General features: G+C 70.4%; 11 protein-coding genes. 4 read left to right on the top strand and 7 right to left on the bottom strand.

Going from position 1 to position 13,869, the window contains the following annotated elements; translation table 11 throughout:
* Nucleotides 1-7 precede the first annotated feature (7 nt).
* Entirely contained in the window at nt 8-808 is an 801-nt protein-coding gene (locus AC1DZA_RS08515) for an ABC transporter permease (RefSeq protein WP_476761510.1), read from the top strand.
* A gap of 210 nt (nt 809-1,018) precedes the next feature.
* Nucleotides 1,019-4,228 carry an ExeM/NucH family extracellular endonuclease gene (locus AC1DZA_RS08510; protein ID WP_476772421.1) on the top strand — a complete coding sequence of 1,070 codons (3,210 nt, stop codon included), beginning with the start codon at nt 1,019-1,021 and terminating at the stop codon, nt 4,226-4,228.
* Between the two features lie 131 nt (nt 4,229-4,359).
* Here AC1DZA_RS08510 and AC1DZA_RS08505 read toward each other — a convergent pair whose 3' ends face one another.
* Nucleotides 4,360-6,279: a vWA domain-containing protein gene (locus AC1DZA_RS08505; protein ID WP_476772420.1), complete on the bottom strand. Its 1,920-nt coding sequence runs from the start codon at nt 6,277-6,279 to the stop codon at nt 4,360-4,362.
* 244 nt (nt 6,280-6,523) lie between these two features.
* Nucleotides 6,524-7,078, bottom strand: a complete 555-nt coding sequence (locus tag AC1DZA_RS08500; protein ID WP_476761507.1) for a hypothetical protein — start codon at nt 7,076-7,078, stop codon at nt 6,524-6,526.
* A gap of 105 nt (nt 7,079-7,183) precedes the next feature.
* Here AC1DZA_RS08500 and AC1DZA_RS08495 point away from each other — a divergent pair, with 105 nt between their 5' ends.
* A complete protein-coding gene (locus tag AC1DZA_RS08495; RefSeq protein ID WP_476772419.1) occupies nt 7,184-7,789 on the top strand; it encodes a nucleoside deaminase in 606 nt (201 codons plus the stop codon).
* 108 nt (nt 7,790-7,897) lie between these two features.
* Here the strand turns inward: AC1DZA_RS08495 and AC1DZA_RS08490 are convergent, their stop codons facing one another.
* On the bottom strand, nt 7,898-8,692 hold the full coding sequence (locus tag AC1DZA_RS08490; protein ID WP_476772418.1) for a MarR family winged helix-turn-helix transcriptional regulator: 795 nt from the start codon (nt 8,690-8,692) through the stop codon (nt 7,898-7,900).
* A gap of 480 nt (nt 8,693-9,172) precedes the next feature.
* On the opposite strand from AC1DZA_RS08490, the gene AC1DZA_RS08485 reads away from it, so the two are divergent.
* Nucleotides 9,173-9,493 carry a MarR family winged helix-turn-helix transcriptional regulator gene (locus tag AC1DZA_RS08485; protein WP_476772571.1) on the top strand — a complete coding sequence of 107 codons (321 nt, stop codon included), beginning with the start codon at nt 9,173-9,175 and terminating at the stop codon, nt 9,491-9,493.
* Between the two features lie 189 nt (nt 9,494-9,682).
* On the opposite strand, the gene AC1DZA_RS08480 is transcribed toward AC1DZA_RS08485, so the two are convergent.
* From AC1DZA_RS08480 to AC1DZA_RS08465, 4 genes are read right to left on the bottom strand one after another with little or no spacing between them, the layout of a single operon-like run.
* Nucleotides 9,683-10,819, bottom strand: coding sequence for an ABC transporter ATP-binding protein (locus tag AC1DZA_RS08480; protein ID WP_476772417.1), 1,137 nt, complete (start codon nt 10,817-10,819; stop codon nt 9,683-9,685).
* Nucleotides 10,816-11,847 carry an ABC transporter permease gene (locus AC1DZA_RS08475; RefSeq protein WP_476772416.1) on the bottom strand — a complete coding sequence of 344 codons (1,032 nt, stop codon included), beginning with the start codon at nt 11,845-11,847 and terminating at the stop codon, nt 10,816-10,818. Before AC1DZA_RS08475 ends, AC1DZA_RS08480 begins: the two co-directional genes overlap by 4 nt.
* Nucleotide 11,848: 1 nt before the next feature.
* Nucleotides 11,849-12,829, bottom strand: a complete 981-nt coding sequence (locus AC1DZA_RS08470; RefSeq protein WP_476772415.1) for an ABC transporter permease — start codon at nt 12,827-12,829, stop codon at nt 11,849-11,851.
* On the bottom strand, nt 12,826-13,866 hold the full coding sequence (locus AC1DZA_RS08465) for an ABC transporter ATP-binding protein (protein ID WP_476772414.1): 1,041 nt from the start codon (nt 13,864-13,866) through the stop codon (nt 12,826-12,828). Before AC1DZA_RS08465 ends, AC1DZA_RS08470 begins: the two co-directional genes overlap by 4 nt.
* Between the last annotated feature and the right edge of the window lie 3 nt (nt 13,867-13,869).

The following is a 13,869-nucleotide window of genomic DNA, read 5'->3' as shown; positions in this document are numbered from 1 at the left end:
GCGACGGATGCGACTCTCCCGACTCTCCCGCACGACACTCGGCGTCGTGACGGGGCTGATCCTGCTCATCGTGTACGTGCCGCTGTTCGTGGTGCTCGTGAACTCGTTCTCGACGTCGACCTCGCTGACCTGGCCGCCGCCCGGGTTCACGCTCGAGTGGTGGGGCCGCGCGTTCCAGAGCGCCGGCGCCATGGAGGCGGTGGCCACGAGCGTGCAGATCGCCGTGGTCGCCACGATCATCTCGCTCGTGCTCGGCACGCTCATCTCGATCGCGCTGCAGCGGTTCTCGTTCTTCGGCCGCGACGCGATCAGCCTGTTGATCATCCTGCCGATCGCGCTGCCCGGCATCATCACCGGTATCGCGCTGAACAACTTCTTCCGCACGATCATGGGAGTGCCGCTCTCGATCTGGACGGTCGTGATCGCCCACGCCACGTTCTGCATCGTCACGGTCTTCAACAACGTGATCGCGCGCCTGCGCCGACAGGGCACGAACCTCGAGGAGGCCTCGGCCGACCTGGGCGCCGGGGTGTGGACCACGTTCCGGCTGGTCACGTTCCCGCAGCTGCGGTCGGCGCTGCTCGCGGGCGGGCTGCTCGCGTTCGCGCTCTCGTTCGACGAGATCATCGTCACGACGTTCACCGCGGGCTCGGGCGTCACGACGCTGCCCATCTTCATCCTGAACAACATGTTCCGGCCGAACCAGGCGCCGGTGGTGTCGGTGATCGCCGTCGTGCTCGTGGTTGTGTCGATCATCCCGATCTACATCGCGCAGCGGCTGTCGGGGTCGGAGCAGCAACGCCGGTAGATCGAGCCGAGTGGATGCCGCGGGGCGGCGTCGGGCGTCGGCGGGCCAAGCCCGCTGCTCATGTGAGCGCGGATGTCGCGGCATCCTGCACATGTGGGCGGTTCACCGACTCTTCACGCGCTCGGGCCTTCCCCGGCGTCGGAACGCTCCCGTAGTCTGACCCCGTTCGGGGGCCGGGAGGGCTCCGTTTCCGTGAGGCAGGGAGTTCCCATGATCCACTCCGTCCGACGCGTCGCCGTCACCGTCGCCGCAGCATCGTTGCTGGCGGTCGGGGTGTCCGCGACTCCAGCGCTCGCGGCGGAACCCGCGACCGACCTGCTCATCAGCGAGGTCGTCGAGGGCAGCTCCAACAACAAGGCGTTCGAGATCGCGAATCCGACGGATGCCGCGGTCGACCTCTCGACCTACTCGGTGGCCATGTACTTCAACGGCAGCGCCACGTCGACGCTCTCGGTGCCGCTCACGGGCACCGTCGCCGCGGGCGATGTGCACGTCGTCGTCAACGCGCTGGCGGGCGCGCCGCTGCTCGCGTTCTCCGACCAGACCGTCTCCGGCAACTGGTTCAACGGCGACGACGCCCTCGTGCTCCGACACGGCGACGCGGTCGTCGACTCGTTCGGCCAGGTCGGCTCCGACCCGGGCACCGAGTGGGGCTCCGACCAGGCCTCCACCCAGGACAACACGTTGCGCCGCCTCGCATCCGTCTGCGTCGGCGACACGAACACGACCGACGCGTTCGACCCCGCCACGCAGTGGGCCGGATTCCCCGTCGACACGTTCGACGGGCTCGGATCGCACACGACCGACTGCGGCGACGTGGAGCCCGCGGCCCCGGTCATCAACGAGTTCTCGGCGAGCACCGCCGGCGACGACGTCGAGTACGTCGAGCTCCTCGCCGAGCCCGGCACCGACCTCAGTGGTCTTCGGGTCCTCGAGATCGAGGGCGACTTCGCGGCCGGCGCGCCCACCGCACCGGGCACGGTGGACGAGGTCATCTCGTTCGGCGCACCCGACGCCGACGGGCGGGCGCTGGCCACGCTCCCGGCCAACGCACTCGAGAACGGCACCGTCTCGCTCCTGCTCGTGCAGGGCTTCGCCGGAGCGCTCGGCAACGACCTCGACGCGAACGACGACGGCACGCTCGAACTGCCCGACGGCGTCACCCTCGTCGACGCCGTCGCGGTCAACGACGGCGGCGCCGGCGACCGTACCTACGGTGGCGTCACCCTCGGGGTCGCCTACGACGGGCTCGCATTCGCGCCCGGCGGCGCCTCCCGCATCCCCGACGGCGCCGACACCGACACGTCGGCCGACTGGGTGCGAAACGACTTCGACAAGGCCGGCATCCCGGGCAACACCGGCACCCTCATCGAGGGCGAGGCGCTGAACACGCCGGGTGCGGCGAACTCGACCGGCAACGACCCCGAGCCCCCCGGCGGTGCGAACTGCGAGGCGCCGACCGTGACGATCGGGTCGGTTCAGGGCGCCACGGATGTCTCTCCCGCGGTCGGCTCGACGGTCGAGCTCGAGGGCACCGTCGTCGGCGACTTCCAGACCGGCGGATTCGACGGGTACTACCTGCAGGACGCGGGAGACGGCAACGCCGCGACCTCCGACGGCATCTTCGTCTTCGCATCCGGCGGCCTCGACGTCGCCCTCGGCGACCAGGTCCACGTCGTGGGCAAGGTCAGCGAGTTCTTCGGCATGACCGAGGTCACGGCCACGGGCGCCGCGATCTGCGCCACCGGCGGCGAGCTGCCCCCGGCCACCCAGATCACGCTCCCCGCCGACCCCGCCGGCTACGAGGCCCTCGAGGGCATGCGGGTCACGCTCCCGCAGTCGCTGAAGATCGAGGAGTACTTCGAGTTCGGGCGCTTCGGCACGGTCACGCTCGGCACCGAGCGCCACATGCAGCCGACCGCCGTCTACGACGCCGGCTCGCCCGAGGCGATCGCGCTCGCCGAGGCCAACGCCCGCGACACGATCACCCTCGACGACGGCCGCAGCCAGGAGAACCCCGACCCCGCCATCCACCCGAACGGTGAGGTCTTCACGCTCGCGAACACGTTCCGCGGTGGCGACCTCGTCGCCAATGCCACGGGCGTGCTCGACTACCGCTTCGACACGTGGGGCGTGCAGCCCACCGAGGGCGCCGACTTCACGTCGGTGAACCCGCGCCCCGCGGTGCCCGAAGTGGGTGGCACCACCACGGTGGCCAGCTTCAACGTGCTCAACTACTTCACGACGCTCGACGATCGCGGCGCGAACACCGCCGAGGAGTTCGAGCGGCAGGAGGCGAAGATCGTCAGTGCGATCTCGCAGCTCGACGCCGATGTCGTGGGGCTCATCGAGATCGAGAACAACGGCGGCACCGCGGTGAACACCCTCGTCGACGCCCTCAACGAGGTGATGGGCGCCGGCACCTACGACGCCATCGACACCGGCGTGGTGGGCACCGACGCGATCACGACGGCCTTCATCTACAAGCCCGCCGAGGTCGAGCCCGTGGGTGGATTCGCGATCCTGGACACGAGCGTGGACCCCCGCTTCCTCGACGACTTCAACCGCCCGGCGCTCGCGCAGACGTACCGCGACCTCGAGACCGGCGGCGACGTGACCGTCGTCGTCAATCACCTGAAGTCGAAGGGCTCCGACTGCAACGCGGTCGGCGACCCCACCGACCCCGACGGGCAGGGCAACTGCAACGGCGTCCGCACGGCGGCGGCTGAAGCCCTCGTCGACTGGCTGGCCACGGGACCGACCGGCGCCGAGCCGGGCCGCGACCTGATCATCGGCGACCTGAACTCGTACGACAAGGAGGACCCGATCCAGGTCATCACGGGCGCGGGCTACACCGACCTCACCCTGCGCGACCAGGGCGAGTTCGCCTACTCGTACGTCTTCGACGGCCAGCTGGGCTACCTCGACTACGCGCTCGCCGGCAGCGGCATCGCCGATGAGGTCACCAAGGCGGAGCACTGGAACATCAACTCCGACGAGCCGAGCCTGCTCGACTACGACATGACGTTCAAGAAGCCCGCCCAGGACGCGCTGTTCGCGCCCGACCCCTTCCGGTCCAGTGACCACGACCCCGTGCTCATCGGCCTCGACCTGACGCCGCCCGACACGACCGCTCCCGAGCTCGTGCTCACGGCGACGCCCGATCGGATCTTCCCGCCGAACAACAAGTGGCGCACCGTCACGGTCGACGTCCAGGCGACGGATGACTCGGGCGGCCCGGTCACGGTCGAGCTGGTGGACGCGCAGGCCGCGGGTCACAAGGCCGAGGTCCGTGTCGTCTCCGACACCGAGTTCCAGGTCGTCGCTCGCATCGGCGCGGAGTACACCTTCACCTACGAGGCCACCGACGCGAGCGGCAACACCGCCGCTCAGTCGGTCACGGTGCGAGTCGGCCCCTGAGGTCCCCCGACGACTCGCCCACGATGACGGATGCCGCGCAGCCCCTGGCTGCGCGGCATTCGCCGTTCTCACGGACTCCGCCGCACCACCTGGTGCTCCATGCGCGGCGCCGGGACTGAAGCGGTCGGGTCTCAGAAGCTCGTGACGAGGTCGCCCAGCACGTCCCCGACCTTGGTCGGGTCGGTGGCGTCGTAGTAGTGGGCGCCGGTCGCGCTGGAGATCGACTGCAGCGTCGCGACGTCGGCGTCGGCGCCATAGGCGAGCGTGAAGACGAGCACCGGGTTGTGATCGTGGTGGCCCTTGAGGCCGCCCAGCATCTGGTCGGCGGAGATCGTCGGATACAGGGTCTCGTTCTTCCCGTCGCTCAGTAGCACGATGGCGTTGATGCGATCGGCGTGCCAGTCTTCCGAGCGCTCATGCACGAAGGTGTCGACGGCCGAGTAGAGGGGCGTGAACTCGACGGGCTTCAGGGCTCCAAGGGCCTTCAGGAAGCCCGCGCGCTCAGTGCCGATGTCGGCCACGGGGCTCACGAGTCCTGGGGTGATGGCGCCGTCGTCGTCAGCGGAGAAGGCGGCGAGGCCGACGTTGTCGCCCGGCGTGAAGTGGCCGAGCGCCTGGGTGATCGCATCCTTCGCTGCGGCCAGCTTGGTCTTGCCCCCGGCGATCGGCTCCTCCATCGAGCCGGAGACGTCGACGAGGAACAGCACCTCGGCGCGCTTGCGCACCTCGGGGAACGCCTCGTGCGATGCACGGATGATGCGTGCGCTCGGGAAGGGCAGCGCTCCGGTCTGGTCGGTCGCGAGCGTGCCGACCTGCGCCACGAGCGGATCGAGCGCGCCGTTGAGGTCGCGGTATCCCGACTCCCGGACGATCTGCTGCCCCTGCCTGGTCGCCGTGTAGCGCAGGAAGTCCTGGCCTGCCGCGCTCTCGGCCTCGTCGACCCACGTGCCGTTCATCACGACGGCCGGGTTGTCGGCCTCGTAGTAGCCGTCGCTCGGGTAGATCGGCACGAGCTGCTCCTCGGGAGGATCGCTCTGCACGCGCGTGACGCCGTCGCGGCTGGTGATGCCACGGTTGTAGTCCCACACCGACTTCTCGTCGACGATGACGGCGGAGAGGAAGTCGGCCACCGACCCGGCGTCCTCGGACTGGCGCGCGTGCCAGAGGAAGTGCTCGGGGGTCGCCATGTAATGGCTCGTCGAGAGCTCATGCTGCCGCACCTCGTCGGTGATGTCGGCATCCTCGATCTGGTCGACGGTCAGGTCGGCGAGCGAACCCGCCGCCGAGCCGTAGGAGGCGAGGAGCGCCGCCTCCCCGGAGCTGGCGATGAGCGGGCTGGTCTTGCCGAGCTTGAACGTGCCCCACTCGGGGTGACCGAGATCGGCCCAGGCGTTCTCGTCCTCTGATGCCGCGAAGACCTCGTCCCACGTGGGGGCCTCCGCATCCCAGCCGATTGCCGTCGCGAGGGCCTTCGGCATCGCGAGCACGATGTCCGAGGACCCGATGCTCGCGCTCTCCGCAGGTACGCTGGCGCCACCGCCGGTATTGCGGGCGATCCCGATCCACGAGCTGGCGTCGGGAATCCACACCGTCGGGCGCTGGTCCTCGGGAAGATTCTGGAAGTTGGCGGACGCATGCTCGGCGGCGATGCCGGACTTGTCCTTCGTGGGGACGATCGACACGCACCTGCCGTCGACGTCGCGCGGCTGGCCGTTGTAGCCGTCGACGAGCCGCGAGACCATCTCGGAGTTCTCGAGCGAGGAGAGCACGGTCACGGTCGTGCACGGCGCGGCGCCGGCCGCAGCAGCCGGCTCGTCATCCGCGAACACGACCGGCTCGGCCGCGACGGGCGTCTCGGTTGCCCCGCCGGCCTCGTCGGGCTGGCCTTGGCCGTTGAGCATCAGTGCCGTGGCGGTGCCGCCTGCGACGAGCACCAGGACGAGCGCGCCTGCGACGACGATCCACCGCCTGCGTGAACGGCGGCGGCGCTGCTCACGCTCTCGGCGCTGCGCGCGGCGCGGCTCGGGGGCCCCGGCACTCACTCGGTCCATCCGATCTCGGGATCGCGAGCGAACGGGGCATCGTCGATCACCGACGATCCGACCGCAAGCGGCGATACGGTCGCGCGACGAACGGCAGGGGTGGGCAACGTGGTGTCCTCTGATGGGGGGTTGGGACGAAGCCGAGCATATATCGGAGACCTGAGCAGACCCAAGGGTCTCCTTGGGTGAACACCGTGAGGAAGCTGTGCGTGGTCTGACCGCCGACTGATCCCTCTGCGGCGAGGGGCCGCGATCAGGAGGTGGAGTTGACCATGCCGATGATGACGGCAGTCCACCAGGCGACCTGCGAGACGACAGCGCTCCCGATGAACCGCGCACGAGCCCGCTTGGGAAGCGCCGCGAAGCGCATCTTCCGCGGGAAGCGGGCGAAGTACATCGTCCACCGGGTCAGTGCGACGCCGTTCAGCGAGAGCACGAGCACGGCGGCCAGCTTGACGAGCGTCGCCGGCGACGAGAGGTCGGGATGGAGAAGAGCACCGCTCGCGAGGAGGCCGATCAGTCCTGCCCAGATCGGCAGCTTCAACGTGAGGTCGACTTGGCGCAGGTCGCGTACCGATCGCCACTCCGTGATCCACAGCACGCCGTACCACTCGACCATCAGCACTGCACCGAACCCGACGATGAGGGAGGCGAGGTGCACGAAGAGCGCGACCGCGTGCAACCACGGCGGGGCCACGATGAGCTGGCTGACCCAGATCGACGCGGCCCATCCCGCTGCGATCGCGACGTAGGCCACCGCACGCCGGCGTCGCCGGTGGCGCTGCTTGGCCTTGAGGGTCGTCGTCACGATCCAGCGCCGGCCTCTCGCTCGTCCTGGGTACGCGGTCGCGTAGTTCGTCCGCCGACAGATTACCGAACCCACCGGAGACCCGGGCACGGCAGAATGGGGCGCATGGACGCACCGCACGCCTCCACCTTCACCGCATCGCTGCCCCCGTGGCTCGTCGAGGAGCTGCCCGGGCTCGCCGCAGCGCCGCCGCTGCGCACGCCCGAGCAGCGGGTGCAGCTCGCCAATCGGCTCGCAGATCGCAACTGGCGGGCGGGCAACGGCGGCCCGTTCGCCGCGCTCGTCGTCGACGCGGCATCCGGTGCCCTCGTCTCGGTGGGCGTGAACGTGGTGCTGCAGGAGAACCTCAGCGGGGTGCACGCCGAGATGATGGCGCTGAGCCTCGCGCAGCGTCGACTGGGCCGGTGGGATCTCGGCGCCGGCGGCGAGGAACTCGAGCTCGTCGTCAACTGGCGACCGTGCGTGATGTGCTACGGCGCCACCATGTGGGCCGGCGTGCGGTCGCTCGTCATCGCGGGCGAGGGTGCCGAGGTCGAACAGCTCACCGGGTTCGACGAGGGGCCGATGCCCGAGGACTGGTCGGGGGAGTTCGAGCGACGGGGCATCCGCGTGTCCGTCGGGGTGGGTCACGACGACGCGCTCGAGGTGTTCCGTGCCTTCGGCGCGTCGGACGCGGTCGTCTACAACGCGCGCGGGGCGACCGGCTCGTAGCGCTCGTCCGCCTCGACACGACGAAGCCGGGAGCACTGGTGCGTGCTCCCGGCTCCGGTGCCTCAGTCCGGCTCAGCGGCCGGGCGGCGGCGTGCGGACCGACGGGGCTCAGGCCTCGGGGTTCGGCCCGTCGTGATGACGTCGGCCGTGTCCCTTGTGACGCCGGTCCTCGTGCAGGTGCACGTGGACGTGGACGTCCTGCACGCTCGGCTGCGGGCCGAATCCGGGACGCGGCCCGAATCCGGGGCCGAAGCCCGGGCGGTGCTCGAAGCGCCCGCCGTGACCCTCGTGGCTCTCGTGACCGGCGTGGGCGTCGGGGCCCTCGGCACCGGCAGGGGCGCCGAAGCCATGGTGCATGCGAGCGCCGTGCCATCCGCCGAAGCCGTGGCGGCGTCCGCCGTGCCCGGCGTGCCCGCGGCGTCCACCGCGATGTCCGCGGGGGAGTGGCTGCGACTCGTCCCAGCCGAGTTCGCGGGCGACCGCCTCGAGCGTGCGAAGCGTCGTCGCGAAGTCCTCGGCCGGGACCGCGCCGGCGACCCGCTCGCGGAGCGCGCGGACCTGGTCCTCCAGCCGGACGCGGGCCGCACGGCCGGCGTCGGTGACCTTGGGCGGCATGCCGTCGATCCAGCCGCGCTCCACCAGGCGGTGAAGTGCATGCGGCTTGGCGCTGAGCCGCTCGGTGAGCCGCTCGTCGCGGACCTCACCGGCGAGGAGGTTGAGGATGCGCCAGTCCCGGCGCGTGATGCCGTCGGCGGCGAACAGGGTCTCCATCTCCTCGGAGAGGCGACGGTCGACGAGCTTGAGCCAGAACCCGAACGGGCGGCCGGTGGGCTCGGACTGCTCGGGCTGGCCGGACTCGTCGGGCTGGTCGGGCTGGTCTGGGTTGATCTGATCGGTGGTCATGGTGTTCCTTTCCCGGTGCGCTCGATTGGCGCCCGGCGCGCGTTGCGCGATTCTCGTGTTGCATGTCAATGGACATGTATATGTACGATGACATGTATGACCCCGCCTCGTCAAGACGGACTCGGCGAACCCCCAGGTTCGGACCGTTCGGGCGGTTCGGACGGTTCGCGGCGCTCGGACGGATCGGGCGGCGCCGTCGGGCCGGTCGACCCCGTCGCGGCGGTCGAAGCCGCGCTGGCCGTGTTCCGCGACCGCGGGCCTGGCGGTCCGTTCGGACCCGGCGGCGGCCCGAGCGGCATGGGGCCGCGAGGATGGGGCGGCCCCGGTTCGCGAGGCGGGCGAGGCGGACCCTTCGGCGTGGGCGGGCCCGGCGGCGAACACGACCACGACGAGCCGCACCATCATGGCGATCCACGCGGTGGCGGACCAGGACGCCACGGCGGCTGGGGAGGCCCGGGCGGGCGTGGCGGTCACGCCGCCATCCGCGTCCTGATGGTGCTGGCGAACCATGGACCGAACTCGGTGAGCGACCTGGCGGCGGCGATCGGCGTCGACCAGCCCAGGGCCAGCCGGCTCGTGCAGGCCGCCGTCGACGCCGGCCACGTGCGACGCGAGGTCGACCCGGGCGACGCGCGCCGCAGCATCCTCGTGATCACGGAGGCGGGCCGCACCGCCCTGTCGGCGGTGCTCGACCACCGTCGCACCGCGATCGAGCAGGCGCTCGCCGACTTCACGCCGGCGGAGCGCGACGAGTTCGCGCGACTGCTATCGCGCTTCGCGGAGGCCTGGCGCCGCGGCTGATCGGCGCTGCCGGACCGCCAGTCCGCTGCCCAGCCGGAGGAGTTCCGCGCGCGCGAAGGACCAGTGCGGGGCTTCCTACCTCCGCTCGTGTGATGCTCCTCCGCCCGCGCGGACCGCTCCGTACGCAAGTGGTTCGGTGCGCGGAGGCGTGGCGCCGATCGCCTGAATCGCCGCAGGGCGCGCCGCCGCTCAGCGCAGCGACAGCTCCGCGGGCACCGGCAGCGGCTCCTCGCCGACCGCGCGCACCGCGGCCGGGTCGTGGCGCAGGCACGCGACCGAGCGCCGGGGGTCATCGCCTTCCACGTTCGGGTGCACGAGCTCGGGGTTCACCTTCGAGCAGGCGTCGAATGCGAATGCGCAACGGTCGCGGAAGGGGCATCCGCCGCCGAGCTTCGACAGGTCGGGCGGCGAGCCGGGGATGCCGGTGAGCTCGCGTCGAGGCCCGCGCAGCGGCGGGAACGAGTGCAGCAGGGCCGACGAGTACGGATGCCGCGGCCGCTGGTACACGTCGAGCGCGGCCGCGTCCTCGACGATCTCGCCCGCGTACATGATGGCGATGCGGTCGGCGATCTCGATGAGCAGCGACACGTCGTGGGTGATGAAGATCACCGAGAAGCCGAGTCGCTCGCGCAGGTCGGAGATCTGCTCCACGATCTGCCGCTGCATCACGACGTCGAGCGCGGTGGTGGGCTCGTCCATGATGAGCACCTGGGGGTCGAGGGCGAGCGCCATCGCGATCATCACGCGCTGGCGCATGCCGCCCGACAGCTGGTGCGGGTACGACCGCAGGCGGTCGGGCGAGATGCCCACGAGCTCGAGGAGCTCGGCCGATCGCTCGAGCGCCTCCTTCTGCGAGACCTCGGGGCGGTGGGCGCGGATGCCGTCGGCGATCTGCCGCCCGATGCGGAACACCGGGTTGAGCGAGTTCATCGCGCCCTGGAACACGATCGCGAGGTCCTGCCACCGCGAGGCGCGCAGCTGCGTGTCGTTCAGCCGCAGGATGTCGGTCTGGCGGCCGTCGCGGTCGGTGAAGAGCACCTCGCCGCCGGTGATGAGCCCAGGCGGGGGGAGCAGCCGCGTCGCCGCGTAGGCGAGCGTGGACTTGCCGCAGCCCGATTCGCCGGCGAGGCCGAGCACCTCGCCGCGGCCGAGCGTGAGCGAGACCTGGCGCAGCACGTGCACGGGGTCGCCATCGTAGCCGTAGTCGACCGAGAGGTTCTTGATCTCGAGCACCGGGTCGCTCACGGGCGTGAGCGACTGCGGGTGGCCGAGTGGCCGGCCGAGCGGGTTGCCGAGCGGCCGGCCCTGCGGATTCGTGAGCGTCATGCGCGGTCCTCCTTCGCCTCGTAGACGACCGGCGTGAAGCCGATGCGGGGTCGGATGCCGCGCTTGCGCAGCGACTTCGCGTTCAGGCCGGTGGAGCGCAGGCGCGGGTTGACGAACTCGTCGATGCCGAAGTTGATGAGCGTCAGCGACATCCCGAGCAGTGCGATGCAGAGTCCGGCGGGCACGAACCACCACCAGGCGCCGCGCTGGAGCGCGAGCTGCGACTGCGCCTGGTAGAGCACGGTGCCCCAGTTCCACTCGCCGGTGTTGCCGATGCCGATGAACGACAGCGTGATGAGCGAGAGCACCGCGAAGGCGACCGTGCCGACGAAGCCCGCCGCGATGATCGCCGTGAGGTTGGGCAGGATCTCGGCCGTGATGATGCGCCACGTGCGCTCGCCGTTGGCGCGAGCCGCCTCGACGAAGTCGCGTCGCCGCAACGAGAGCGTCTGGGCGCGCAGCACCCTCGCGCCCCACGCCCAGCCGGTGATCGCGATCACGAGGGCGACGGTCACCCCGCCGACGGTCGGCAGCTGCCCGGCGATGAGGATGATGAGCGGCAGCTGCGGGATCACGAGGAACACGTTCGCGAGCACGGACAGGGTCTCGTCGCCCAGGCCGCCCACGTACCCGGCCGTGACGCCGACGATCACGCCGATGGTCGTCGCGACGATGCCGGCGACGAAGCCGACGACGATGACGCCGCGGGTGCCGACGAGGATCTGCGAGAACACGTCCTGCCCGAGGTGCGTGGTGCCGAACCAGTGCTCCCACGACGGCGGCTGCAGGATGTCGTCGCTGCGGGCGCTCGGGTCATAGGGCGCGATCCACGGGCCGATGATGGCGATGAGGAAGAAGAACGCGAGGATCACCATGCCGGCGATCGCCTTCGAGTTGCGCAGGAAGAGGAACTTGCGCGGTCCGCGCGACGAGCGCCGCGGCGCCGCCGAGACCACCCCCGTGGCGGGCGCCTGCGACGGGCGCGCGAGCTCTTCGCCCTCCTCGACGATGCTGGTGTCGATCGTCATCTCAGCCCTCCTGTCGGGTGCGCGGGTCGAGCACCCCGTAGACGAAGTCCGCCACGATGTTCGCGAAGAGCACCGCGAGCGTGATGACGAGGAAGATGCCCTGCATGAGCGGGTAGTCCTTCGCCGCGACCGCGGTGAAGAGGAAGTAGCCGATGCCCTGGTAGGAGAAGACGATCTCCATGACGAGGGTGCCGCCCACGATGAACCCGAGCGAGAGCGCGAAGCTCGACACCTGCGGCAGCACCGCGTTGCGGGCGGCGTAGCCGAACATCACGGCGCGCTCCGACAGGCCCTTGGCCTGGGCGACGGTGACGTAGTCCTCGGAGGAGACGGTGACCATCATGTTCCGCATGCCGAGGATCCACCCGGCGATCGACGAGATGACGATCGTCATCGCCGGCAGGAAGCCGTAGTAGATCACCGAGCCGATGAACTCCCACGACCAGGTCGGCACGAGCGACCGGTCGTAGCTGCCGCTCGCGGGGAACCAGCCCAGCGTCACGGAGAACAGCGAGATGGCGATGAGGGCCAGCCAGAAGTACGGCACCGACGAGAAGAACGTCGAGATCGGCAGGAGCGAGTCCGCCCACGTGCCGCGGCGCCAGCCGATGCCGGTGCCGACGAGCGTGCCGATCGTGAAGCTGATGATGGTGGCGATGCCCACCAGCCCGATCGTCCAGGGCAGCGCCTGCTGGATGACCTCGGTGACCGGCGTCGGGAAGTAGGTGAACGAGATGCCGAGCTCGCCGTGCAGGATGAGGTTCCAGTAGTCGAGGTACTGCTGCCAGATCGACACGCCTTCGTCGAGGCCGAAGAGGTCGCGCAGCGCCTCGGTCGCGTCGGGCGAGATGCGGCCCTGGTTCTTCGCGATGAGCGCGCTCACCGGGTCGCCCGGCAGGAGCCTCGGGATGATGAAGTTGATCGTCACCGCGGCCCAGAACGTGATCACGTAGAACATGAAGCGACGCAGGAAGAACCTCATGCGCGGTCCTCCTTCGCGAGCGCCTCGACGACGGATCCGACGCGGGGGCGATCGGGGCGATCGGAATAGCCCCAGCAGGCGGCCTCACGGCCCTCGCCGACGGCCATGAGCGGCGGCACCTCGGTGCGGCACAGGTCCGTGGCGAACGGGCAGCGCGGGTTGAAGCGGCATCCGCTCGGGGGATTCACGAGGCTCGGGGCCTCGCCGCGTGCGCCGCGGGCGCGCGCCTCGAGGTCGTCGGGATCGGGCGCCGAGCGCACGAGTAGCTGGGTGTACGGATGCTTCGGGTCCTGCGTCACGGACTCGGAGTCGCCGCTCTCGACGATGCGCCCGGCGTACATCACCATCGTGCGATCGGCGAAGTAGCGCGCCGACGCGATGTCGTGGGTGATGTAGAGGATCGCGAGGTGCAGGCGGTCGCGCAGGTCCTGCAGCAGGTTCAGGATGCCGAGGCGGATCGACACGTCGAGCATCGAGATCGGCTCGTCGGCGAGCAGCACCTCAGGGTCGGCCGCGAGAGCTCTGGCGATGGCGACGCGCTGGCGCTGGCCGCCCGAGAGCTCGTGGGGGAACTTGTCGATATACCGCTCCGAGGGCGTGAGCTGCACCCGGTCGAGGAGTTCCTCGAGGGCGTCCTCGAGGGCGGCGCCGCGGAGGCGGCCGCGGTGGATCCGGATGCTTCGCGTGAGCGTGTAGCGCACGGTGTGCACGGGGTTCAGCGACCCGAACGGGTCCTGGAAGATCATCTGCACGCGACCGACGTAGGCGCGGAACGCCGGGCGGCGGCGGGCCGTGGCATCCGTGCCGTGGAGCAGGATGCGACCGCCCGTGGTGGGCATGAGCTGCGCGAGCAGCCGGGCGATGGTCGACTTGCCCGAGCCCGACTCGCCGACGAGGGCGAGCACGCGGCCGCGGTGCAGCTCGAGGTTCACGTCGTCGACGGCGTGCACCACGCCGCCGCGCCGCCCCGACCCGCGGAGCTTGAAGTGCTTCTGCAGGCCGACGGCCTGCAGCACGGGAGGCTCGGATTGCGTCATGGT

The organism is Agromyces sp. P2_B3 (genome assembly GCF_056404815.1).
The sequence above is the reverse complement of the archived record's forward strand: the minus strand, read 5'-3'. Positions and strand labels throughout refer to the sequence as shown.

What these genes read in the sequence shown, in the direction of transcription:
- AC1DZA_RS08505 (WP_476772420.1), bottom strand. Translation starts at nt 6,279, where the DNA reads ATGGACCGAGTGAGTGCCGGGGCCCCCGAGCCGCGCCGCGCGCAGCGC.
- AC1DZA_RS08475 (WP_476772416.1), bottom strand. Translation starts at nt 11,847, where the DNA reads ATGACGATCGACACCAGCATCGTCGAGGAGGGCGAAGAGCTCGCGCGC.
- AC1DZA_RS08470 (WP_476772415.1), bottom strand. Translation starts at nt 12,829, where the DNA reads ATGAGGTTCTTCCTGCGTCGCTTCATGTTCTACGTGATCACGTTCTGG.
- AC1DZA_RS08490 (WP_476772418.1), bottom strand. Translation starts at nt 8,692, where the DNA reads ATGACCACCGATCAGATCAACCCAGACCAGCCCGACCAGCCCGACGAG.
- AC1DZA_RS08515 (WP_476761510.1), top strand. Translation starts at nt 8, where the DNA reads ATGCGACTCTCCCGACTCTCCCGCACGACACTCGGCGTCGTGACGGGG.
- AC1DZA_RS08465 (WP_476772414.1), bottom strand. Translation starts at nt 13,866, where the DNA reads ATGACGCAATCCGAGCCTCCCGTGCTGCAGGCCGTCGGCCTGCAGAAG.
- AC1DZA_RS08510 (WP_476772421.1), top strand. Translation starts at nt 1,019, where the DNA reads ATGATCCACTCCGTCCGACGCGTCGCCGTCACCGTCGCCGCAGCATCG.
- AC1DZA_RS08480 (WP_476772417.1), bottom strand. Translation starts at nt 10,819, where the DNA reads ATGACGCTCACGAATCCGCAGGGCCGGCCGCTCGGCAACCCGCTCGGC.
- AC1DZA_RS08495 (WP_476772419.1), top strand. Translation starts at nt 7,184, where the DNA reads ATGGACGCACCGCACGCCTCCACCTTCACCGCATCGCTGCCCCCGTGG.